Raw genomic sequence first — 23,449 nt, forward strand, 5'->3', positions numbered from 1 at the left:
TAAACAAACCCCCACCGCCTACCTCCCAAACCTAACCATAGCGTTGAACAACCTCGCCCTCCGACTGGCGGATCTAGCGCAGCATGAGGAAGCGCTCAACAACGCCCAAGAAGCCGCCACTATCAGCCGCTCCCTGGCCAAACAAAACCCCACAGCCCACCTCCCCGACCTAGCCATGACATTGGCCAACCTCGGAAACAGACTGGCGGAACTAGGACAGCACGAAGAAGCACTTGAAGCCACACAAGAAGCCACCAACATCTACCGCACCCTCGCTAAACAAACCCCCACCGCCTACCTCCCAAACCTAACCATAGCGTTGAACAACCTCGCCCTCCGACTGGCGGATCTAGCGCAGCATGAGGAAGCGCTCAACAACGCCCAAGAAGCCGCCACTATCAGCCGCTCCCTGGCCAAACAAAACCCCACAGCCCACCTCCCCGACCTAGCCATGACATTGGCCAACCTCGGAAACATACTGGCGATCATGGGGCGGAATGAGGAAATGCTTTCCTTTTATAACGACGCTATCCATGAGTTTTCCAACCTTCCCCAGCGGAGCCACCTCCTCCGTATAGGAAAAGCTCAATTTTTCCTGGATCACGACGATAGGATCGCAGGAATCAGGGAACTTATATCCCTCACTGCCGAGAAGACACTGAGCCCATCTATTGTTCAGGCTCGCCAGATCATCCGGGGCTCGGTCCGCCATGCGGCCGAGGCACTTCTGGATGAAGAACGTCCGATATGGATGGGAATCACTGAGTCAGAAAAAGAAGCCGTGGACGCCTGGCTCAACACCCTCACATGGAGCGACTCGCAACGTCATCTGGAGCACCGCAAGCAAACCCTACTCGCCCCGGTCGTTCGGGAGTATCTACGGGAGCTGTCCGTAACCGTCCGCCAGGCCGACCTGCACATCAAGATCCTGGACATAGCGGAGGAAGCAGGCGTCGATAATGCCTACCTTCCTCTGGTTCTAGACGAACACCTAGCGAAGTGGCTGGGAACACCCGATTGGGAAGAATCCGAGCAGTATCTAACCGCCCACGCAGACCTCTTCCTCCGTCAAGAGGCTCTGGAGGTCCTCCGCAGGCAAGGCGAGAACTCCCCCGCAAAATCGGTCGAGATGTCCGTCCACACCGCGATCCTCGCGATCTCCCTCATCCGGTCGATCGATGAAGCGTACCGGCTAATCGGCGACGCAAGCCTCCTCCGTGGGCAGGCAGAAGCGGCAATACCTGAGGGGGATACCGATTACCTGAACGCCGCCGCTGTCCTCGCGGGCTCTGTCCACGAGGACGTACTGACTGCGTTTCTCTACTTCGCTCTGTCCCAAGCCCTTGACGATAACGAATACAGCGAAGAGCTCATAGACACGCTCCGCACCGCCGCGCACGGGGCCGACGCGGCCGCGCGCGACCACGCCATCGCCGTAGTCACCGGGGCCATTACTGCCCATCCCGCAAAAGCCGCCCGGCTGGTGAAGCTACTGACAGCCCTCTCCAGCCCAACCCTCCGATGAGCCGGTTGCTCCTCCTCGAATGCGCCGCGCGCCTCGGCCCGGACGCGGTGGACTTTGGGGAGGAGAAACGGCTCATCCGCGAAGCCGTCAACCGGGGGCAGCACGGCGCGGCCTTCACCGTCGAGGACGCACCCTCCCTCCAGTGGGGAGACCTCCTCTGCGAGCTCGACGCCTTCCGCCCCACCCTCCTGCACTTCTCCGTCGTTGGAGGCAGCGCCCCCGCCGACAGCGACCGGCTCTGCGGGCTCCTCACTGCCCTGGATCCCCAACCCGGGCTGGTGGTGTTCAACGCCTGCTGGTCCGCGGAACTGGCTGAGCAGGTCGCGAAGACCCTGCCCTGCACGATCAGCATCAGCGGCACTGTCTCCGACCGCGCCGCCATCGTATTCGCCCGCTACCTCTACGGGATGCTCGCGGGTGGTCGGACCACCGACTATGCCCATCGGATGGCCGTCCAGGCCGCGCGCACCCACGGCTTAGGCGAATGGAACCGCATCCGCCTGTTCACCGGGGAGGACGGCCAGGCCCTGCGCAACGTGGTCCCTGCCAGCTGCTTCCCGCCCCCGCCCGCGAGCACACCGCGCAAGCCCGGTACCGCTGCAGCGCTCGCCCGACTGTGCGGCAGCCCGGACGACATCACCCGCGCGAAGAACGTACTCGACGTGCTGGGGCTACTCCAGCACTGGGAGGACACCGGCAGAGAGCACAGTTAGCTGACTCCACCTTGCCCCGCAGATAGCCACAGCCCCCGCTCCCTGGTAATACGTCCAGGGGACCTTTGATCCGATGGTCGAACGGCCTCGAGCATGAGGAAACCCCAGGCCAGGACGGGTGAACCCGTCTGCTCGCCTGGGGTCGGAGTGCCTCGTGAGGCTCCTGGTGTGCTCCCCGGAACCGGCTACCGCACCGGCACCAGGCCACCCACCTCAGCAGGGGCCACCGCTCCGCGTAGTAGGGCGGCTGTAGCTTCAGCTGCTGCTTTGGCCACGTCTGGGAACACCGTTTGGTAGGTGTCCTGGGTGAAGTGGGTGGTGGAGTGACCCAGTTCGGCGGAGACCACCTTCACGTCTGTTCCCGCGGCCAGCGCCATCGAGGCCGCCCCGTGCCGCAACCCGTGCAACGTGATCGGCGGCAAACCGGCCGCTCGGGCGATGCGCGCGAACCAGTCACTCACGTGCGAGGGCAACCACCCCTCCCCGTTCTGGCGGGTGAACACCAACCCCGAATCCACCCACTCCGACCCCGCTTTCAGGCGGGCCTGGTTCTGGAACTTCTTCCACTCCCGCAGCACCTTCACCGTGTCGGCGTCCAAGGTGATGGTGCGCTGCCCGGCCTCGCTTTTCGGGGTGGTGGTGAGGGTGGTCCAGGACAGCTGCACCACCTGTGTGCGGATATCCGCCTCGGCGTCCGTGAGCCGGGTGTGGGCCCAGGGCAGGCCGACCGCTTCGCCCCGGCGTAGGCCTTTGACGGCGATCAGGTGGAACAACGGGTGCAGCCACACGTACTTCCTCGAGTGCTCCAGGAAGGCGCGGGTCTGCTCCGGGGTCCACACCATCACCTCCCCCGGCACCGCCCCGTCCTTTTCCCACAGCTCCACCCGTCCCGGGGTCCACACCAAAGGGCGCCTCCTCGGACACGACGGCAACCGGGCATGAGAAGCAACATTCACGTTCACCGGCTCCTCAGGACTACGCACCGCATCCGACAACGCACTGCGCAGCGTGGCACGGATCCGATGCTTGGTCGACAGAGACACCACCCGCTGCCCTCGGACTGAGCCCCGCACCTTCGGATCATCGGACTCCTTGCACTCCAGGATCCGCAGGTTGTTTTCCTCGATCCACTCGAACATCGCCTCGACCTGGGTGGACTTGAGCCGGTCCAACCGGACTTTGCCCAGGTGCGGCACCAGGTACTTACGGATGTGGCCGGCATAGGAGATCCGGGTTCCCTCCGCCAGATCCGGCTTCGCCGCAAGCCACGCCTTCAGGTAGACCCCCACCGTGGAGGCTTCCTTGCGCACATCAGCCCCCGTCCCCAGGCGTTTGCGCACCTCCTCCACCGAAGGGAACGGGGTGCGGGTCTTCAGGGCGTTCTGGACCAGGTCCGCGATCTGCACCTCCACATCCCCCTCACCTCCAGCCAGATCGAGAAGGGCCTTGAGGTGGTCCAAGGCTTCCCACGCCTGCTCCTGGCCCTCCAACCCGGTCCGGCGGGCCTGACGACGCTTCCCTTCGCTGGTGCGTGGGAGTTCGAGCTGGTAGCCCCAGTCGCCGTGGCGGGGGTTGAACGCCCCGCCCTGACGACGCAGCTTCGGACACCGCACCCCCAACGCTCGGCCGGAGTTCTCGTCCCGACACCCGCAGCGTTTGAACACCCGTCCCTGATGAGAAGTCATCTACGACTCCCCCTCCTTTATGTGGTCACTGCGCACACCACACCGTGAACAGTTAGCCGAGGTGGCGAAGGCTTCCAGGCCGAGGTGGTCCAAGACTCCTGCGGTGGGGATCTTCCAGGACCTGCCCGCCCTGTGAGCGGGCGCGGGGAAGAACCCAGACCGCAGGAGCTGGTAGGTCGTGGTCCGCCCCAAGCCGAGCATCCGCCCCGCTTCGACCGGGCCCAACACCACCGGCAACGAGCCAACCTTGTCCAACCGGACCGGCACACCTGCCCTCACCTTGTCCACCTGCCCACCACCTGTGAACTGCACGGATACGGTTTACGGCCCCGCCTGGTGCGGGGCACCACGCATCCACGCTCGACCTCGCCGAGGTGGTCAAGCGGATTCGTCAACAACCCCACCGGATTTTTCCTCCCCCAGCCATCCACCACCCGCTTTCGGGTGTTATGCCGTTTTCGCTGGCCGTGGCCACCACAGCGCCCACGTGGGGTCCGAACCCCCGGGCTCGCCCTGGGCGACGGACCCGGGTGTTCGGGGCGGCGTGGGGGCGCTGGTGGCCCCACACCGCCCCCACCGTCCGGGCCGAACAGGAACCGCCCGACCCGCCGCCCCATGCCAACCCCGAACCCGGTGGCCACGACCCCAGACACGAAGTGCCACCCACGCTCCCCCCCACCCCCGTGCACCTCCTTCTGTTTTTTGCCCCTCACCCAGTAAGAGAGCCGCCCCCACAGCGGGCCTTCGACACCTCGAACAGAACCTGTCGAAGAAACCAAGCCGAAAGAGCGGGAGGAGCCGCCCCGCCAGACGTTGAACGGCGAAGGTCCCAGCAAGTCCAGGCACCTCCCCTGCTACCGCCACACCCTTCTCGACCAGGCCGCCCCGCCGCGCATCGGATCCGCCTCCGGTCCAGCAGCCGTGACCCACCTCCGCTGCTGCTCGCGCACCTCACCGCGGCGCAGCAGACCACTCGGCTACGGCAGGGTCATGCTCAGCGCGCACCCGCACGATCACAGCTTTTATGAACCCACGAATATCGGAGGGTTACAGAATCCCAGAACTGCAGCATTAATAAGATTAAGGAAGGAGATTTTTATAAGTGAAAATGAAAGGAGAAGAGTGGGGATGGCGGGCAGGCCAGAGCGGGAGAATGGGGTGGCGGGTTGGCGGGTCGGCCGCCCCGCCAACAGGCCGGGGCCACCGCCCCCTACGTGAAGTTGACTACCCACTGGGTACAAGTCTGGCCCCGTGAGTCAAGCCCAAAAGCGCCCCGACCTGCAAGGACGCGAGCTTTCAGCCCGATCGCGCCACTGGGGGCGCTGGCGTAGTCACAGGCGTAGTCACAGGCAGGGCGATGCGCGTAGTCACAGGCGTAGTCACAGGAGCCCCCTGCTTTGCGCCCCTTCCCCGCCCCAGCGAGAGGACAATCGCACGAGAAAGGCTTCCTCCGATTCACGGAGCATTCTTTTATATATCGCTCGATCCTCCACGCCGCACCGGGGTCGACCAGCACGCTTCCGCGCGCACGCACCGCACCCGAAGAACCCCAGGACTCGCACTCACTCCGCACTGCGATTCCTGACATCTGAGAACACATTATTGGTCACGGAATTATTTATCAGAGAATCATATGTAAACAACGGTGAGCTGAGCAATCCACCACCCGGACCGAGGACTAAGCATGCACCCTTGAACACCTAGAGGGATTAAGTGATGCATGAGCTCTGGAGAAGCAGGAAAGAGAGGAGGGCGGGCGGGCCGGAGAGGAGCCAGGAGAGGCACGTGGGGCGAGCGGCCGAGGGGTCACTGCCGGGGCCGCCGCCCCCTACGTGAAGGTGACTACCCACTGGGTATAAGTCTGGTTTTGAGTCACACCCTTAAAACACACTCCGACCTGCGAAAACGAGTGTTCCAGGGGGGTCCACAGGCGTGGAGGGGGCGTTGGAGTGATCGGTGGAGGGTGCGTTGGAGTACTGATTCACTGCCTCTCACCAACCCCTCAGAGCAGGCCCGGGGCCAGGTGCTGCGGGTGTGGGGCGGCCCGCAGAAGCCTCCGTGATTGGCGGTGATGAGTTTGGCTTCTTGAGCATTTTCCAGCGCGACAGCGTGGCGTCGAATCACTGAACAAGAAACCTCAAAACCATTCTTTTCTTTTCTCTTCAGCGTGAAAACCCAGCGCCACCGCCTCATCGCCGTCGTAGGCCGGGCTCAGCCCGTGTGGGTGATGACCGAGTGGATCTCACTCACCGGCACCACCTCGGTCGACGACCTCGGCCGGTCGCCACGAGCCCACTGGCCCGGTGCAGGTGGGCCAGGGCATCGAAACAGGGCCGCTCCCTCGAAGGGAACGGCCCTGGATGCTTCTGTGCGAGGTCAGGCCACCGGTTGCCGCAGTGCCTGCCACTGGCGCACCACTGCGGCCAGATCACTCATATCCACGGGCGGCTCACCCCCGCCCGCCCCCGAGGCCACGGGAGCCGAGACCTCTTGACGGGGCGCCGGTGGCACCGTTTTCACACGACGCTGAGCATGCCGGTTCTTCTCGTGCACCGCCAGGTAGAGGCGTACTCCTCGCACCCCGTCATCGTCCTCACACCACCCGCGCCGACCCGTGTACAACCCCTCTTGCTGAGGCGGGCCAGCCGCGCGCGTGCCTTTGTGCGGCTCTCCGGTGCGAGGTTGCGGGACCTTCACCCTCACCTGGCCCGCAGTCCCGTCCAGGACAGGTTCACGGCCTTGGGGCGAACGCCGCCCCGGCAGTGGTTGACGCACCTCGACCACCGGTCGAGTGCTCTGGCCGGTAGGGCCGCAGAACACGGCAGCGAGCACCGCCCCCAGCAGCCAACGCAGATGCTCACCCCAGCCCTGTCGGCGCTTGCGATGCCGCCCGCTATGCTTTTCCACGATCTCCTCCTGCTGATATCAGGTGGGGATTAAGCCCCGGCGCGGTGTTCACAGCACCGTGTCGGGGCGCCTCCACTTCTTCGTTCTCCATCAAGGTGTGGCCTGGTCGGGTGTCAATGGCCCCGGGGTCGCACGCCACCCGGAACTGCGCTTCCCACCCACACCACACAAAGGGCACAAAATCCCCCAAAGCCCGCAAGGAATGCGCTGTTCTTGCAGGGCTCGTCGATGTTCGCTTGGGTGAACGAGGTTCTTCAAGCCCATACGAAAAGAAAGGGCAGACTCTCTCAGAAAAGCGCCGATACCGCCCGACCGCCAGAGGACAGCTCCTTTTCAGCGCGGGCTTTGTTCACGCGAGCCCTGATGAGGTCCCCGCTCACCCCGAATTCCCGGCCCAGCCCCGCGTAGGTCTCCCCCGCTTGGAAGCGGGCCAGGAGCTCGCTGTTGGGCACCCCCAGGTCTTTGGGCGGCCGGTGACCCTGGCGGGAAACCGTGCCCGCGGCCTTGCGCTTGAGGGCGCGTTGCTTGCGTAGCCGCACCAGGTACATCACGTTCTGGTGGCGCGCCCCGGGCCGGTCGTAGCCCCACATCTTCGAGGGAGTCTCGCCCTCGTGCCACAGGGCGAAGAACGCCCGTCTGGCCCGGCCCAAGGTCCGGGTGAAAGCCGCCGCGTCCATGTTCACCGCGCTCTCAGCCCGGCGGCGGTCGTCGTGTTCGGCCAACGCGGTCAGCACCTGACGGTGGGTCGGTGTGAGGGCGGTCCAGATCTGGGCCAGGGCGATCCGGTCCACGAGCAGGTCCTCGTGGGAGTGGGCGGGTGCCGAGGCGCTGGTCCAGTAGCGCAGGAACGCCCGGGAAACCAGCGCTTTGTCCTTGCCACCCAGCCCGTGGGCTTTGAGATCCTGGTAACGCTGGGCCTTCATCGCCTTCCACCCGATGGCGATCAGCTCGGTCTCCTCCGGCCTCAGGGCAACCAGGTGCAGGTGCCCGGTGATGGCCTCCCACGCGGTCTCGGCGCGGTGGACCATGTCCATGCCGTTCACCCACCGGCACTCCCGCGCCGCCCACACCGCCAACCGCACCACCTGGAAGGCGGTGTAGCCGTGCCCGACCACGTCATCGGCCCTGGGCCGAGGCAACAACGGCCCGAACTCGTTCGAGCCGTGTGGCGCTTTCGAAGCGCGTCTGGTGGGGTTGTGGTCGCCCGTTTCGGAGGAATCGGGTTCTGTCCTCGAAAGTGGCGGTGAATCGCAGTGTCCGCCAGGGTCGGTGCTATGTGCGGGCCCCTTACGGGTGCGGTGTGGGCTCCTCGCATTCACAGGGCCGGTCTCGGACGTTGTCGCTGGGGTCATAGGGCCACTGTCCGGAGAAACCGCTGACATCCCCATGACCGTGCGGGCATGGTGGTCATGACAAGCCGGTCATGGCGGAGCTGGAGTTGGCGCCCGTAGTCTTCTGTGCCACCCACCCGCCCCGAGGTTTCGAGTGGAAGGCACCCCCGTGTTCTGCGGAAACTGTGGTCGATGCCGAGGCAGCGGCGCCTGCTCGTGTGTTCCCGCACGGTTCTGGCGCATCCCCCAAGTCCGGCGGGCCGCGGCCGAAGGGGACGCCAACGCGCTGATCCGTTTGTTGCTCCGGCACACCGATCTGGCCCAGGACGCCATCGCGCGCATGTGCGACCTGTCCCAGACGATGGTCTCCCGAGTCCTGAGCGGCCAGCGGGAACTACGGAAGCAGGAGACCGTCCAACGGGTGGTCGAGGGCATCACGCACGGGTACGACATCCCCTCCCCTGCGATGGAGCGCGTCCCACCGGAGCTGGGCCTTGCGCTGAACGGCTCCCCGCAGAAGACCGCCGAAGTCCTGGGGCAGGTGGCCGGTGTAGACGTGGAGGACGTCCCAGGTGTGGAGGAGCAGCCACCGGCCTCGGCGGTCAGTTCCGCGGTGCTTTCCTGGCTGGTGTCAGGGCCCACCTCCGGTGGGGCCGAGGCTCACGTGGCAGAGGGTCCGGTCGCGGCGATCCGCAGCGCGTCAGCGACGTTCTCAGCGTTGGACAACCGGTTCGGCGGTGACAACGCGCGAGCGGCGGCGGTGCACTACCTCAACGGCACGGTGGTTCCGCTGCTTCGAAAATCCCATGCGGAGAAGGTCGGCCGGACTCTGTTCGCGGTGTCCGCGGAGTTCGTGCTCTCTCTGGCGTGGATGTCCTACGACGCCCAGCGCAACGGCGCAGCCCGCCGCTACTTCGTGCAGGCCCTGGACCTGGCCGCGCACGCGGGCGACCGGCTGCTCGGGGCGAGTGTGCTCTCGGCCATGAGTCACCAGGCCAACTACGTCGGTGCGCACGCCGAGGCGCGGGATCTGGCCCGGGCGGCGTTGGCCGGTGCCGGGGAGCGAGCGACACAGACCATGCGGGCGCAGTTCCTGATGATGGAGGCGCGCGCCCACGCCGCCGAACAGGACAAGTCCGCGTGTTTCCAGGCCATGAGCGAGGCGGAGCGAGCTTTCGGTCGACGTGACCCAGGGGCTGATCCGGAGTGGATCGGCTACTTCGACCATGCGGAGTACTCCGACGAGGTCGCCCACTGTCATCGCGATCTGGGCCATGCCCATGTGGCGCGGCGGTTGGCGGAGCAGAGCCTGGCGTCCTCGGTCGGGGAGGAGTACGCGCGCAGCCGGGTCTTCACCCGTCTGGTGTTGGCGGCGGCCGTGCTGGGGCAGGGTGAGGTCGAGGAGGCCTGCCACCTGGGCTCCGTGGTGCTCCCGCAGGTGCGGGCGACGTCCTCGGCTCGGTGCGTGGGCTACCTCGACGCGTTCGCCCGGAGTGTGCGGCCCTATCGCGGGCAGCCGATGGCGGACCGGTTCCTGAATCAGGCTCGGGCCGTGGTTTCGGCTGTTCAGTAGGGGTTCCACGCCCGTGGGCGTCGGGGGTCGGCCAGGTCGCTGATGCGCCGGTCGATCTCGGTGTCGATCTCGGGGCTCTCCCCACGCTTCTGGGCGAGCCAGGTGGTCATGCGCAGTTCCCGGATCTGCTTGTAGAGGGGGTAGCCCTCCCATGCGGTGACGTCGAACCCGTAGGCGTCGCAGAAGTCGGCGTACTCGGCTTCGCTGTGCCAGCCCAGGTCCCGGTAGAGGGCGGTCAGGACCAGGTCCCACTCGGGTGGGCCCCAGCAGATGCCGTCCAGGTCGAAGAGCACGACCCCGTGCGGGGTGGCCAGGACGTTGCCGATGTTGGCGTCGCCGTGGATGACGTGGATGCCTAGTACCGGCTTGGTGGTCGGGATCCGGGTAGCCAGGTCGCGATGGGCCTCACGTAATTGGTCGCGTTGGGTGGGGCTGAGGCCGGGTGCGGTGTCGATGCGTTCGACCACTCGGTCGAAGGGGTCCAGGTCGGGGAGGTCGAGGGTGGGTGGTGGAGTGAGGCCGTGCAGGGTGTGCAGGAGCCCGGCCAACTCCCGAGGTACGGTCCACTCCCCTTGAACGCCCTCCCAGAGGGTGACCGCTGTGCTCTCAGCCAGGACAGGTTGCTCGCCAGATAGGGGACGGCTCACCGGCAGGCCCTGTTCGGCCAGCCATCGGGCGGCCCGTACCTCCCGGTCGGCCTCCGCCCACCTGGCCGCGGAGCGTTCGACCCGGGCGATGACGGCTCCGTCGCGCAGGCGGAACACCGCGCGCTCCCCCATCCGGATGAGTTCGGGCCCTTCGTGAGCCGACGTCTCGGGGACGCCCAGGGCCTGGGCGGCGGTGTGGACGGCGCGCGGGGCGCGCTCGGTGAAGTCCTCGGTGTGGGCCACGGGCCCCAGCCTACGCCGGGGCCGCGCGCCCAACCCGCGCCCGGATGGAGCACTCCGTTGTGTGGAGTGGACGGGGTGATTCACCTGGTGGTGAGGGCCGTGCTCATACGGCGCACTCGGTCGGTCTGGGGGAAGGTGAGCCAGTCCCACTCCCCTTCTTCCGCTCCCATCCAGGTGGCCAGGCAGCGGCGGAAGAACTGGGAGGGTGCTCCGGTGGCAGTGCCGATCCAGTCCTGGTCGGGTGTGCCCAGGGCGAGGTAGGAGCGTTGTTCCTCCTCGACCAGGCGGCGGGAGGCGCTGATCCAGTCCGTGCAGGGCCGCATGGTGACGGGGGCCGGGATGTGGTCGAGGAAGCGCTGGTGGTCGTGGTCGGTGGCCACGACGTGGATGTGGGTGTGGTCGTAACAGGCTCCGCCTTTGTCGCGGAAGTCGAGGCTGCCGTGTTCGAAGACGAGGCTGTCCAGGCCGCTGCGTTCTCGGATGAGGTCGGTGACCTGCGGGATAAGGGTGCGAAGGTCGGCGTGTTCGGCCTCGTCCAACCAGCCCACGGAGAGGGTGTGGCGCTTGGAAACGATGAGCAGGTACCAGTCGGTGAGTGCCCCGATGCAGGGCATGACGACGAAGTGCTCGCTCTCCAGGAGCACGTAGTCGGTGCGGCTGCGGGCCAGGCCGAGGTCGTAGAAGAGGTTGGAGTCGTCGCCGCCTTCCACCTCGCAGCAGAAGGTGCAGATCTCGCTCAGGGTGATCTCGTGCACGGGGTCCTCCGGATCAGAACAGGGTGGGCGCGCCGGTGGGAGCGTCCTCGACGGTGGCCGGGACCAGGGAGCGGCCGATGAGCCTGCTCAGGTCGGCGCAGTGACGGGGCGCGTCGGGTTCGGGGCCGGTGGAGAACACGGCGACGGGGCCGACGGCCCCGGTGATGTGCAGTCGGTGGGTGCCCTGGGTGAGGTCGTCGGGGTGGGCGAGCACGGGGGCGGATTCGAAGACGGCGGTGGAGCAGGCGGGCCGTACCCAGGGTTCGGGGGCGGCGAGCACTTCGGTGCCGGGCTGGTTGTCGGCGATCTTGTTCAGGTAGGGGGTGACCTGGGCGGCGAGGTCGGTCAGTTTCGTGATGAGTGCGGTGGTGTCGATGCTGTTCTGGAGGCCCAGCACCTTACGGCGGGTTTGGACTTGTTGGGGCAGCCCGAAGTGCTGGGAGACGGCCGATTCCAGGTTGCGGATGGTGGCGCCGTCCTTGGTGCGGGCCAGATAGAGGGCGGCGACGGGTCCCTGTTCGGCCAGTCGGCTGCGGCGGCGTGAGTCGGCGGCGGTGCCGACCTTGGTCGTGCCGTTGGCGAAGACGTCGAGGTAGAGCCAGTGCGGCTGCTGGAGGTAGTCGCGGATGTTCTCGGGCAGCGCGTCGGGGGTGCGGTGGGCCTGGTGGGCGGCGATGAACCCCTCCTTGTACTGACAGCGTCGGCACTGTTTGCCCCGGGTGACGACCTCGTCGGTGCGGCAGCGCACGTGCCTGCCCTCGGCTCCGGTGAGGTCGAACCAGCCGATGCAGCGGCGCTGCTCTCCGTCGATACGGAAGGCGTGTTCACCCAGGAGGGGGTGGAGCAGGCTGTTTTCGGGGTGGTCGGGGTCGGTGGTGCGCAGGCGCGGGGTGTCGGGGTCGCTCCAATCCAGGCCGAGAAGGGTGACGGGTGCGGTCGGGTTCATGCCAGGCTCCGGTGCAGGATCGTTTCGATGTGGTGCAGGCAGCGGCGGCGCCGGGTGGCGACCGGGGTGCTGCGTTCGGCGTACAGGCCGTGGTCGTGGGTGCCGTTGAGGTTGTCGGTGACGATGTGCAGGTAGTCGAAGGGCACGTTGGCGGTGGTGGCGGCGAGGGCCATGTGTCCGATCTCGGGGTCCACCACGTCGAAGTGTGCACGGTGTTGCTCGAGCCAGGTGCGGGTTTCGTCCAGGACGCTGGGGACCGTGATGTGCCGGACTCCGGTGCGGAGTCCGGGCAGCGTGGGGTCGAGGTCCAGGGCGCTCTTCCAGGAGACGGAGTGGCCCTTCACCTGGGTGGTGGTGCCGGTGACGATGACGGTGTTGGGTTCCATGTCGGGCTGGAGGCCGCCGAGTTTGCCGGCGTAGAGCACACCTGAGGTGTGGCCGCGGGTGATCAGGGCGGTGACCAGGTCACCGGCGAGGTCACCCCAGAAGCTGAATTCGCATCCCAGTAGGAGGGCGGTGGAGCGGCCGATGCGGGCGGTGCGCCAGCCGAAGCCGGGGCGGTGGTTCCAGTCGGTGCTGGAGGCGGGTGGCCGGGTCAGGAGGGGTTCGACGTAGCCGAGGATCGTCAGGTCGTGTGCGGGCAGGTTGCGTGGGAGCCAGTGGTCGACGAAGGCCAGGCCCTGCCCGGGGGTGGGCTGCTCGACGGTGATCTCGGCTGGTAGGTCCGTCATGGCGCAGGCCGCGCGTAGAAGCTCCGCGTAGTGGTGGGTGTAGTCCTGGCCGGGAGGGACAACACAGTGCAGGACTCCGTCGGCGAGGGTGAAGTAGGGGCGGCGCCAGTTGAAGCGTTTGCCCACGCGTTTGTCACCGCCGAGAAGGAAGCTCAGAGAGCGGTTGGGGTAGACCCATGCCCGGCCACGGGCGACGGCGAGCAGGTCCAGGGGGATCTTGGGGAGTACGTAGTCGGGCAGGCGTTCGCCCATGGTGTGTTCGCTGGCCAGGACAAGGCTGGCCACGGTGGTGTTCACGCGTTGACCTCTCCGTAGAGGAGGGGCAGGAGGTCCGTTTCATCGGCGGTGCTGGGCAGGGTGTGGACCGGTGTCGGGTGTGCGCTGAGCAGTTTCTCGAGGGCGTGGGAGGTTCGGGCCTGGTAGTCGGTGAAGGTTTCTGAAGAGGTCGTGGCTCGCTTGGTGGTGAAGGCGCCGTGTTCGGAGGGTTTGGAGGTTCCGGCCCTGCGGCTGGTGGCTACCTCGGCCGGGGTGGTGAGCAGGATGATCCGGTCGGGCTGAGGCAGAGCGGAGAACACGGCTTCGGCCTGGGAGACGAGTCGATCGTCGCCGGACAGGGTCATACGGGCCTGGTGTTTGAAGTACCAGCCGTCGACCACCACCGGCCGGGGGCGGCTGAGCTCGGGTGCCACATGGGCGTGGTGGAAGAGCGCGTACCAGGCCGCCAGGGAGTGCAGCCAGTAGTGCGCCGGGTAGTCCCAGACCGGTTCGGTGTGGTCGTAGCCCCAGGTGAGGTCGTGCATGAGGGCAAGGCGCTGGTCCAGCCATGTGTTCCCGGTGTGGGGCGGATCGTCCTTGCTCAGGGCAGTGACTTGAGAGGTGGTCGTGGCCAGGCGGGAGAGCAGGTGGCTCTTGCCCGCGCCGTCGATGCCCTCGATGGTCCAGAACTCAGCCATGGGCGCTCCTGACGGTGATTCCGGCTTCTCGAAGGTTGATGGCCAGGTGCGAGAGCAGGCCTGAGCGCAGGTACACCTCTCGCGTCCCGGCCCGGTGGAGTCGGTCGATGAACGCGGCCAGGCGGGCGTGCTCCTCGCGGGCAACGGACACGTCGAGCAGAACGGGGCCCTCGGGTAGGGGTGCGTCGGTGGACGAGAGCGGCACCGTGTTGATCGGAGATGCGGGGGTGTCCTGTTGCCAGGTGCCGGGCTCGGGCACACTGCTGCGGATGTTCTGGGCGGAGAGTCCGTAGCGGCTGGAGTGGTGCAGCTTGAGACCGAACGGCTGGCCCAGATCATCGAGAAGCGCCGTCAGATGGCGGCGGTGTTCACGAACCCACGCCACCAGGGTGGCGATCTGCCAGTCATCGACGCGGGCCGGGCGTTGTCGGGTCCCGTGGTGGGGGTCGTGGAAGCGAGCCATCTGGAGATGGGTATCCGGGATGGTGAGTTCGAGGCCATCGTCCTTGAACACCAGGACGGCGGGGGTAAGGCGGCTGTCCAGCTCCCAGATTCCGGGAACGATCTCGGCCACCACCACTGACTCGTAGACCGCGAGTTCGACGGAGAAGAGCACCTGCTCATAGGGCTGCACCAGCACAGACAGCCCGGGAGCGAGATCGCCGATCCACTCCGCCGCGGCTGCGGGCGTGGCACCGACCAGGCGAGGCAGGTTCCGTTCCTCGGAAACGGCCGCGGTGCGCAGCACCAGGAGTCGGTGCTCGCTGAAGCTGTCGCGCAGAGCCCGACTACTCATCTGGTGCGGTCGCCGCACGACGCGAATTGGTACACGCAGTAGCCCGTGGGCTTCGAGGGCGCTGACGGCCTTGATCTTGTCCCAGTCACTCATGAGGCCCGCTCCAGGGCAGCACGTGTGATCGGGCGGACCTGGAGCACCAGGACGATCGCGCCGGTCCAGGCCCACTCCACGTCGACATCGAACCCGAAGTGAGCGCTGAGCTGTTGACACAGGGAGTGAAGCTGCGCGGTGAGGGCGAGGATCGGGACCTGATCGGGGCCGGTCAAGGCCCTGAACCGGCGGGCGTCACGCCGAGCTCGCATGCGCAACGGCATCCCGGCGGTGGTTCCGTCCGGGTACGGGGATGCTTCGACCAGCAGGCAATCCTGGCTGAGGAAGGCCACACCGTACAGGGAAGCCTCAGCCTGTTCCTGGACCAGAACGCACCCGCCCGGGACGGCCTCCAAGTCCTCCCGTGAGAGCAGATCTTGGTTGATGACCCGGGCCAGTGCTGAGGCGTCGGGCGGACAGTTCAGCAGCGACACCGATCGACCCGCCTGGGCGCGCTCCAGTCCATCCTCCAGGACCGAGCTCGTGCGCACCACGACTCGGCGGGGCCGGTAGAGCTCCAACCACGTGCGGAGTGAGGCGATCGCTTCGCTGGTTCCGTGCGCCAGACCCGCAGTACTGAGGCAGAGCCCCGGGGGCACAGGGAGCCCGAGGTCAGCGACCTGGCTCAGCCGCGCCGCCTTGTGCCCCCACATGTTGGGGTCCAACCGCTGAGAGAGCAGGTCAGCCACCAAGGCGCCACCTGCTCTCGGCGCGGGTCGTCAGGCTGAATGCTGCTTCGATGAGTCCGTCCATGCCCCCACTGTGGCCAGCCCAGCGGAGCTATCCCATGACCAGCCAGTCATGGATTCACCGACGTGGTGCAGCGGCTCCATCGTGAGTGACGGGAGGCGATCCCGGCACACGCTAGAGCCTCCATCACACTCAGCACGAGACAGGCATCGAACGCGGTTGGATGCCACCGAGGTCCAGGTCAGGCGGCCCCACGCGGGCCGGGGGCGGTCAGCGGGCGTTCGTCACGGGCGAGAAGAAACAGAACACGATGAAGGCCACCGTCGTGGCCGACCACCGGGGGCGCACCTTGTGGACCGATGCGATGCGCCCCGGGCGGATGCACGATGCCACCGCGGCCCGAATGGAGGGCGTCGACGCCTGCTTCCGGCATTTTCCGCTGGTGGAGGTGCTACTGGACGACGGGCACCTCGGTCTGCGGCGTGATCACCCCCATCAGGCCCTCACCCCGCCACGCAAGCCGAACAAGAGCGCTCTGCCCGAGTTCCACGAACGGTGGAAACGCCACCGCCACGCGCATTCCTCAGATCGGATCACCGTCGAGAACGCCTTGCCGGACCACAAACGTTGGAAGCAACTGATGCCTCGGACCCATCAGCGGGAGAACCTCCCGGCGACCTATCGGGCTATCGCCGGGCTGGTCTCCGACCGCACCGCGAACATCTGACAAGGACCACGGACGGGACCACCATGTCTCACCCGCTATCACGCACCAACTCGTAAGGTCGGCCACGCCTGGCGGGGTGTGGTTCCCAGCACGCCAGGATCGGCTGTGCCAGCAACCTCAGCCGAGCCACTCCAACGGAATCAGCGCGATGCGATTACCTTCGGCGTCGGGACGCCAGTTGCCGATCACGGCTTCCTGGAACCAGGCTTCGGACAGGTTCGCGTGGTCGCAGACGATGATCTGGAACTCTCCGTTGTTGAGCCGGACGACGTCATTGAGGAGCTGGAAGTAGGCGGTGACGGTTGTCCAGTCGGCGTCTTCGATGGTGGAGGCGTCGCGGGGCCTTTCCGGGAAGAAGGCCTGGGTCGGCTGGTCGAGCATGAGGAACCCGGGGACGGGCCGGTTGTTGCGTCGCAGGTAGGTGTGCAAGGCGAGGTGGGCGACCAAGTGGTAACCGATGTGGTTCTTGGCGCTGCCGATGCGTGTGAGGGGCAGCCGTCCGGAGGGTCGTCTGAGGATGACGTTGAGGAGCTTGAGGCTGATGGCTACTTCGGTGGCGGCTGCTGCGCCTCCGAGATTGAGCTGCTTAGCCCAGGCAGTCATGTCCATGGCGATGGTGGCGAGGCGGCGCTCGGCCTCGGCTGCTACATCGTCTTCATCGACGAGCTGTTCGAGCGTGGTCGTGTGCTCTTGGGCGAGGGCGAGGTTGTGGCGCAGGCGGGTGATGTCGTCGTTTGTTCCTGTGCGGGTGAGCGCTTCGGAGATGCGGCCTTGGACGTGAGCGACCCGCAGGTTGTATTCCTGCAGGCGGCTCATGCGTTCGTCGCTGGCGAGGAGTTCTCTGAGCTGGGTGCCATTCAGCCTGAGCTGTTCGGCCACAGCGGCGCGTTCGGTCTGCAAAGCGAGTCGGTGTTCTTCCCGGACGGGCTGGAGGGTCTGCGCCTGAGCAAGTTCTTGTGCGAGATGGTCGGTCAGCTCTGAGATGTCCTGTGCGGTGGGGTCGGGGTGTGACAGGGGCTGGGTACACATGGGGCACACGCTGGTGTTGTGCTGGCGTTCAGGGCCCAGAAGCTCGAGCGTCTTAAGGCGGTCGAGTTGAAGGTGAAGTTCGCCTGTGAACGCGCGGCCCTGCTGCTGCCAGCGGTCGACTGCGGCCAGTGCCTCGTCGAAGTCCTGGAGCTGTTCACGCAGGACGCGGCGTTCGTCGTTGAGTTCTTGGCGCCGGTCGCGTAGGTCGAGTGGGGCCGCGGTCTGGGGCGCGGATGCCAGGGCCTGGTGGAGAAGGTCGAATACCTGTGCGTTCTCGGGGGCTGCGGGGACGTCAGTGAGGAGGCCTTCGGCCTCCGCGAGGCGTACGAGGGCTAGACCGTTTGCGTCCATGGCCCGCTGGTGGCGCAGGGCGTCTTCGAGTTTCCGCTGTGCTGCGCGCTGGGTTCGCTGGGCTTCGCCGAGACGGTGGCGGCGTAGTGCTTGTTCGGGGCCGGCTGCTCCGAGGAAGTACGGCAGGGTGTCCTTGAGTGCCTGTGCCATGCCGGACTCGGTCTGGCGGTGGAACAGAGCCGTCTGGTCTGCGATCTCGTTCTGGTTCTGGAAGCAGAGCAGGGCCGCTTGGGCGATGGAGACGTCGAAGGCGCTGCGGGCGGCACCGGTGGGTGGCTGGAAGCGGAAGTCCTCGATCCCCAGGCGCGCGCTGATTTCGCTGCGCAGGGCCGCGGTGTTGGAGTTGGTAACAAGTTCGTCGGAACGTGGTATTTCGAGCGTGGTGTCGCCGGTGCGGATGAAGGCGTGCTGGGTGGAGGCTCCGGTCGGACGGGGCCGGGCCAGGACCATGCGCGAGGTGTCTGAGAAGGTGACCAGGAGGGCGTACCAGCCGACGGTCTGGTCGATCAGGTCGTCTGGCAGGTTGGGGGCGCGGCGTCCGAGGCAGTAGTCGACGATGGTGAGAACTTCGGACTTACCGGTTTCGGACTCGCCGGTGAGAATGTTGAGAGCCCCGGGGCGGAACCGCAGGAGCCTTGGGTCTTTCCTGCCATCTCGGTGGTACAGGGCCAGGGCGAGCAGCTGCATGACGGTTCTGGGGCTCCTTTGTAGGGACGGGTCAGGGTCGGACACCGAGGGTGGTGAAGGCTCGGGTGGGGTCAGTTACGGCGAGCCAACGGCCGACGAGCGCAGCTGCGCGGGCGCAGTCGGCGACTTCCTCGCCGGGGGCGGCGGACGGGGGTTTGGGTGCGCGGGGGCAGATCAGTCCGCCTGGAGTGACGTCTATGGCGTGGTGGCGTATGGCGGTGCGCAGGCTAGTGCGGGTGTAGGTGGTGAGTGCTGCGGCGCGTTCGGCGAATGCAGCTTGGAGGCGCGGGTGGTCGTTGGCCCAGGCGGTGAGTGTGACGGTGGACTTGGTTGGGAGGGATTCTCGTGTGTCTGTGGGCAGGACGAGGGGCAAGATCAGGAACGCGCTGGGCCAGGGCAGGGGTTGATGCGCTCTTTTTGTTGCGGCGTTGACGGCGCTGGCCAGGAGGTAGGCACCGAAGGCGGGGTTGAACAGCGCCTGTGCCTCCGACACGTTGCGGTGGGAGTCGGTCGTCACTGTTCCTGCGCTTCGTTGGGGCTCTTGCAGCGGTTTTGGTAGTCGGGGTGCCAGCCGAGTTGCCGCTGGGGCGTGGCGGTGTCGGCCTGGTCGGATAGGCCGTGGGTGCTTCCTTTGCCAACCCAGGGTGCGGTGACTGTGCCAGGGCGCAGCGGGGTGTCGGCGACGCGGTCCATGGTGGCGTCCAGGATTTCCTGACCGATGTCCTGGCGTGCTTCTTCGCTCGTGTCGGCGGGGATGCGCCGGGTGCGGCGGCGGAAGGCTGTCTCCCACTCGTAGTGCAGTTCGCCTTCGTATTCTTCAAGCCGTTCCGGGGTGATCTTGAAGGTGCGTAGCCATTCGGAGCGCTGTGACCGGGCAAGGTGGTAGTCACGCAGGTGCATCGCGACTTCGTCGTCGGGAAGGCCGACCCACCGCATCTGAGTGACGACCAGGCGGTCGCTGTAACCGGCGATCTCGGCCTCGGTAAGGTTGCGCAGGGTTTCGGTGATCGGCAGGTGTTTGCCGGTGTAACGGCCGGTGACCTCGTCGCGGCGGCACATGAGTTCCTGGGCGCTGGCGGAGGCGCGTCTACGCTGAGGGTTCTTGCGTTCCAGGAGTGTGACCGCCACGCCGTACCACCACCCTTTGATCTCCTCGAGGGCCTCCCGTGCGTGGTCGCTCGGCGTGATCCCCAGTTCCTTGGCCAGGCTAAGGTCGAGGTCTGACATCAGCGGGGCGCCGCCGTTGACGGTGATGGCGCTGACGAGCTCCTGCCGCCGGGCCGGGGTAAGGCTCATGAACAGTCGGCGGTCCTCGGCGGTGGTGTCGGGTCCTTTCTCGTCGTTGGCAGCTTGCTCCATGCGCTGCAGCGCCTTGGCTTCGTCTCTGTCCGTGCCAGCGCTAAGGTAGTGGAAGAAGGTGCCCGGTAGTGCGGTCTGGGTCGAGACGAGGCGCAGGATGGGCATGGCTGAGCCTGAGGGCTCTGAGAGCTTTTTGAGGGCGTCGATCCAGGATCCAACCGAACGCCAGAAGTCTTTCCCGGTCTCACTCAGCGAGCCAGCGGCTTCGCGGTGCTTTGCCTGCAGGAGTTCCCGCGGCGTCTTGTCCTGGTCGAGGAACTCGATGTCGTCGAGGAGTTCCATGCGGACCTCGGCGGTTGGGTCCTGCCAGCTGCGGCGGGCGAGCTCGAGCAGGGCAAGCTCGCACTGGTAGAGATATCCGGTCATCTGCCCTGCCGCCGAATGCGACCTTGCTCGTGCCACGTTCCCCACTACTGCTCGTGCTTGTCCCAGCGGTCGCGAGTCTCAGCCCTATGACTGACCACACCAGAACCTAGGTGTATTTACCCTGTGCGTAACGTCTGGCTGTGTCGCGGCTGGTCATTCCTTGCGACGAAAAGCGTCAGCGAGAGGCGGCGGGTTCCTCAAGCTTGTGTGGAACGCTTCTGGTGTCGCGACTGGTCATGTGCCCCGAAACAACAGCGACAGCGAAAGGCATCAGCCCCTGGCCCCTGGGGGGGTGTCCCGCTGGTCCCGGCCACGGTGCTCGAAGTCGACCTGTGTGGGGATCTGCTGGGGCCTTGCTGCCTGAGCTCCCGGGGGTGAGTTTCGGCCCTCTCCTCGAAGTTGATCTTGCTACCAGAAGCGAGTCCGGCGTCGGACTTGCTTCTGGTAGCAAGATTATCGAGAATATGCCGGTCTCGGAAGCATTCGACGCATCTCGGCCCGGGTTTGAGACACTCCAGCTACGCACCCCACTTGCCTGACGACCCCGCTCCCCCTCCTGCACCTCCGGCTGAACCCCAGCCCACCAGCGCCCTTGCCACGCTGTAGTGCCGCCAAAAATGACCGGCCAGGACATGTCCAGACGTTGGGGGCAGGTGTTTCGTGCCGGGTGTAGTAAAGGATCATCGGCACGGCCGAGCCCTGAGGAGGCTGAGTGACTTCTTCGACCGGCCGTTGCACGAGCAGCGAGGATTTCCGTACTCCCCAGCAGCCAGTATTCCTGAAACCGTTGTGTACTGGCAGAGCACACGCGTCGCGTGCACGAAAGCAATCATCCGAAAACCTCGCCCTCGACCATCGGACGCTTCCCCGGCTTGTGTGCTCCGTTTGTGCTCCGCAGTTAAGGTCAGTGCAGGTGGGGTCCACCTCGCGGAGCACTTTGCCATCCGGTGACCCTGCAGCCGCGGCCCCGGCACGCCCCCGCGTCCGCCCACCAGCGCCCCACAGCCGCCCCGACACCCCCGCGTGGGCCCGGACACGCCCCGCCACCCACACGGTCACGTTCCATGAAGTGGTGCAACTTTCGCCGGTGCGTCCGACCCCAATCCACGCCTCCACTGTTGTACGCGTGACCTTCATCAGCGGCTTGGCAATGCCTGCGAGGCAGCGGCAGCGTGGAACAACCTCGGTTCAGAATTGAGTGGGGTCGAAGAATTTGACGTATCCATTGCGCTGACTCGGCACACGAGATCTACCACCGGGTCGCGACGTCCACAGAGAAGAAAAACCGTGCGGAAACCACGGAAACTCGCTACGAAAGGAGGGAAAGGGATGACAAGACGTTCGAAGCCTACACGCGATACGGCGACCTCCATCGCCAGGCATGGGGGGCTCACGGCGAACGAAAGCACGAAAAAAATTCCACTCTATCCTACTCAACGACGGTAAAGCGGTGGAGGAGTTCACCGAAGCGGTGGCCCTCTTTGAGACCACCGGGTGAAGACAGGGCACCGAGTGTGCGGGATCTGATCGCTCAGATCCAGGCAGACATGGGCACCGGCGCGGCACCGCACAAGTGAGCGAGTCCGGCTTCCGAGCGGCTACAGCTGCTGTTGTGTAGAAGGCTCGTCGTCTGCGACGCACGTCGGCAAGGACTCATAGCCTCATTGGCTGTGTTCGAGGCTCCTCTGCGGCCGGCTTGGTCACCTCGTCGCTCGGGCAGGGTGGATTGCACCTCAAAGCCCGACAAGCTAGGTGGCCTGTGCACGATAGAGGCTGACGCGGGGGCCGGAGCTTCCGCCAATGCCTCGCCCATGCCCGTTCTTGAAGGGCCTGTCGGTCTGCGCACTGCGGCGTCAGCCATAACGATCAGCAGTTGTCTCGCGTGCAGCCAAATGCACGGCACCACTTTCGGAGTGGGCCATCCCCTTACCTGGGGTTCCCAGATCTTAAATTCACCAGCCGAGTCGGACTCAGTATTCCTCAACCAAGCGCGGCTCCTGGATAAACGCTGAACCAGAGAAATACCCTTGCTCCAGATAGGGAAGATCAATCTCTCCCGTCACCATCTTGGCCAGAAGTTCACAGACCCCTCCCCGAAACTGCCACCACAGATCGCCGCTCCCCAGCACCACCGTCCAACTCGAGAGATCCGGATCGTAGAAGACATATACGTTCTCCCCAAACATTTCTCCGACACAGAACAGGTTATACGGGTCTCGACTAACAATCCACGATGTTCTGACTCGGCGAGGATCATTCACAAACATGAACTCGGAAACGTCTTCTGCCAGGTAGTAAACAGGGTAGTTTCCCTCCTCGATTACCTCCCGGGAATCCATACCCTTGATACCAGCGACACTGAAGAGCAGGTCCGCATCATCAATTGTCGACACGATACCCCCGTATTTGCTCATGAGGGCAACATAGTCCGGCGGGAGAGACCTCCCCAAAACACGCTCTATCGACTCTGAGTCAAACCACTGTCCAGATACAGGGGGCTCTCCAATCAACTGACTGATCCTGGCGAAGTACTCATCACTCATACAATCCCCCTAGACGCAAGGAACATTTTCTTGCTTGATCGGCACAGACTCATTGGTGATGCATACATCAAAACTCGTTCCCCGATCACCCACGGCGACCATATGGATGAGGTCAGGGATCTTAGCGTTTCCCCTGTAAACAGGGCGAACATGATAAACAATACTCTCGTTCGACCTCACAGACCGCGCAACCATGTTCTCATACTTTTTCATCTGAGGGTCGTTAGTCGCACGGTACATGGTGACCAAATTTCGCTGGTCAGTCCCATCACCACCAAGCTGAGCCCCCAGCAAATGCCCTCGGTTGTAGGAATACTTTCTTCCCACCTTCGGATGGTGGCCGGGGTTTGGAAAACCATCGATCATAGCGTTACTCGCAGCGCTTCCACCCTGAAGATCCGCTGGCGAACAGAACCTCTTCGCGATTCCACTGCGACGGCCCTCAGTATCGATATACCCATAGTTCGCGTACGGAACACAGTCATCATTCTGCTCGTCAATCCTACTCGGAAGCTTCTCCCGGCGAGATTTCGGGTCTACCCCCTGAGGAGAAATACCAAACTCAAACTCTTCGTAAAGATCATCAAGAGTGGTGACCCGATGAGTGTGCGCCTGGGCTTCGACTTCCAAACGCTCGCCATCAACCTGCGCCTGGGAAGCTACTGGTCTCATTGGGGGGCGTTCTTGTGGCGTGTTCAGGATCTCCCGAAGAATTTCCTTGCGATTATCCACCACAATCGGAACAAAGATGTATCTTCCGCCGACCCCCTTCGGGGAACTCGCCCCAGAAGAAACAAAT

Annotated in this window: 19 protein-coding genes; 4 read left to right on the top strand and 15 right to left on the bottom strand. The window is 65.2% G+C overall.

What is annotated here, in order from left to right; translation table 11 throughout:
* Positions 1-1,525 (top strand): tetratricopeptide repeat protein (locus tag D452_RS29945; RefSeq protein ID WP_083927621.1); only part of this gene is annotated, 1,525 nt, incomplete at its 5' end.
* Positions 1,522-2,238, top strand: a complete 717-nt coding sequence (locus D452_RS0125420) for a CHAT domain-containing protein (RefSeq protein ID WP_017546952.1) — start codon at positions 1,522-1,524, stop codon at positions 2,236-2,238. The genes D452_RS29945 and D452_RS0125420, both read left to right, overlap by 4 nt.
* 185 nt (positions 2,239-2,423) lie before the next feature.
* Here the strand turns inward: D452_RS0125420 and D452_RS0125425 are convergent, their stop codons facing one another.
* From D452_RS0125425 to D452_RS0125440, 3 genes are all read right to left on the bottom strand, one after another.
* Positions 2,424-3,923 (bottom strand): tyrosine-type recombinase/integrase, encoded by a 1,500-nt coding sequence (locus tag D452_RS0125425; RefSeq protein ID WP_026129675.1) that lies wholly within the window; start codon positions 3,921-3,923, stop codon positions 2,424-2,426.
* Positions 3,924-4,235: a helix-turn-helix domain-containing protein gene (locus tag D452_RS0125430; RefSeq protein WP_338042033.1), complete on the bottom strand. Its 312-nt coding sequence runs from the start codon at positions 4,233-4,235 to the stop codon at positions 3,924-3,926. It lies immediately after the preceding gene.
* Between the two features lie 2,882 nt (positions 4,236-7,117).
* Positions 7,118-7,969, bottom strand: coding sequence for a hypothetical protein (locus D452_RS0125440; RefSeq protein ID WP_239646450.1), 852 nt, complete (start codon positions 7,967-7,969; stop codon positions 7,118-7,120).
* A gap of 487 nt (positions 7,970-8,456) precedes the next feature.
* Between D452_RS0125440 and D452_RS0125445 the strand changes: the two genes are divergently transcribed.
* The gene (locus tag D452_RS0125445; protein WP_017546957.1) at positions 8,457-9,734 is read left to right on the top strand and encodes a hypothetical protein; all 1,278 of its coding nucleotides are present in this window, start codon (positions 8,457-8,459) and stop codon (positions 9,732-9,734) included.
* On the opposite strand, the gene D452_RS0125450 is transcribed toward D452_RS0125445, so the two are convergent.
* The 7 genes from D452_RS0125450 to D452_RS0125480 form a co-directional block, all read right to left on the bottom strand.
* On the bottom strand, positions 9,728-10,624 hold the full coding sequence (locus D452_RS0125450) for a phosphotransferase enzyme family protein (protein WP_017546958.1): 897 nt from the start codon (positions 10,622-10,624) through the stop codon (positions 9,728-9,730). The genes D452_RS0125445 and D452_RS0125450 overlap by 7 nt on opposite strands.
* 80 nt (positions 10,625-10,704) lie before the next feature.
* Positions 10,705-11,379, bottom strand: a complete 675-nt coding sequence (locus tag D452_RS0125455; protein ID WP_017546959.1) for an HIT domain-containing protein — start codon at positions 11,377-11,379, stop codon at positions 10,705-10,707.
* Between the two features lie 13 nt (positions 11,380-11,392).
* Positions 11,393-12,325 (bottom strand): DUF2797 domain-containing protein, encoded by a 933-nt coding sequence (locus D452_RS31790; protein WP_017546960.1) that lies wholly within the window; start codon positions 12,323-12,325, stop codon positions 11,393-11,395.
* Positions 12,322-13,353: a hypothetical protein gene (locus tag D452_RS0125465; protein WP_017546961.1), complete on the bottom strand. Its 1,032-nt coding sequence runs from the start codon at positions 13,351-13,353 to the stop codon at positions 12,322-12,324. The genes D452_RS31790 and D452_RS0125465 overlap by 4 nt, the downstream gene beginning before the upstream one ends.
* A complete protein-coding gene (locus D452_RS0125470) occupies positions 13,350-14,009 on the bottom strand; it encodes an AAA family ATPase (RefSeq protein WP_017546962.1) in 660 nt (219 codons plus the stop codon). The genes D452_RS0125465 and D452_RS0125470 overlap by 4 nt, the downstream gene beginning before the upstream one ends.
* Positions 14,002-14,898 carry a hypothetical protein gene (locus tag D452_RS0125475; protein ID WP_017546963.1) on the bottom strand — a complete coding sequence of 299 codons (897 nt, stop codon included), beginning with the start codon at positions 14,896-14,898 and terminating at the stop codon, positions 14,002-14,004. The genes D452_RS0125470 and D452_RS0125475 overlap by 8 nt, the downstream gene beginning before the upstream one ends.
* Positions 14,895-15,587, bottom strand: a complete 693-nt coding sequence (locus tag D452_RS0125480; RefSeq protein ID WP_017546964.1) for a hypothetical protein — start codon at positions 15,585-15,587, stop codon at positions 14,895-14,897. The genes D452_RS0125475 and D452_RS0125480 overlap by 4 nt, the downstream gene beginning before the upstream one ends.
* A gap of 224 nt (positions 15,588-15,811) precedes the next feature.
* Between D452_RS0125480 and D452_RS28970 the strand changes: the two genes are divergently transcribed.
* Complete coding sequence (locus D452_RS28970; RefSeq protein ID WP_275040749.1) at positions 15,812-16,315, top strand: transposase family protein; 504 nt, start codon at positions 15,812-15,814, stop codon at positions 16,313-16,315.
* Positions 16,316-16,432: 117 nt separating this feature from the next.
* On the opposite strand, the gene D452_RS0125490 is transcribed toward D452_RS28970, so the two are convergent.
* The 5 genes from D452_RS0125490 to D452_RS29965 form a co-directional block, all read right to left on the bottom strand.
* Positions 16,433-18,382, bottom strand: coding sequence for a DUF3732 domain-containing protein (locus tag D452_RS0125490; protein WP_017546965.1), 1,950 nt, complete (start codon positions 18,380-18,382; stop codon positions 16,433-16,435).
* A gap of 31 nt (positions 18,383-18,413) precedes the next feature.
* A complete protein-coding gene (locus D452_RS29960) occupies positions 18,414-18,899 on the bottom strand; it encodes a three component ABC system middle component (protein WP_083927624.1) in 486 nt (161 codons plus the stop codon).
* The gene (locus D452_RS0125495) at positions 18,896-20,107 is read right to left on the bottom strand and encodes an ABC-three component system protein (protein ID WP_017546966.1); all 1,212 of its coding nucleotides are present in this window, start codon (positions 20,105-20,107) and stop codon (positions 18,896-18,898) included. Before D452_RS0125495 ends, D452_RS29960 begins: the two co-directional genes overlap by 4 nt.
* Before the next feature lie 1,970 nt (positions 20,108-22,077).
* Entirely contained in the window at positions 22,078-22,650 is a 573-nt protein-coding gene (locus D452_RS28975) for an SMI1/KNR4 family protein (protein WP_017546967.1), read from the bottom strand.
* Between the two features lie 9 nt (positions 22,651-22,659).
* The coding region (locus D452_RS29965) for a DNA/RNA non-specific endonuclease (protein WP_193374284.1) at positions 22,660-23,449 on the bottom strand (790 nt) is incomplete at its 5' end.

This window comes from Nocardiopsis prasina DSM 43845 (assembly GCF_000341265.1).
Classification (GTDB): Bacteria; Actinomycetota; Actinomycetes; order Streptosporangiales; family Streptosporangiaceae; genus Nocardiopsis; species Nocardiopsis prasina.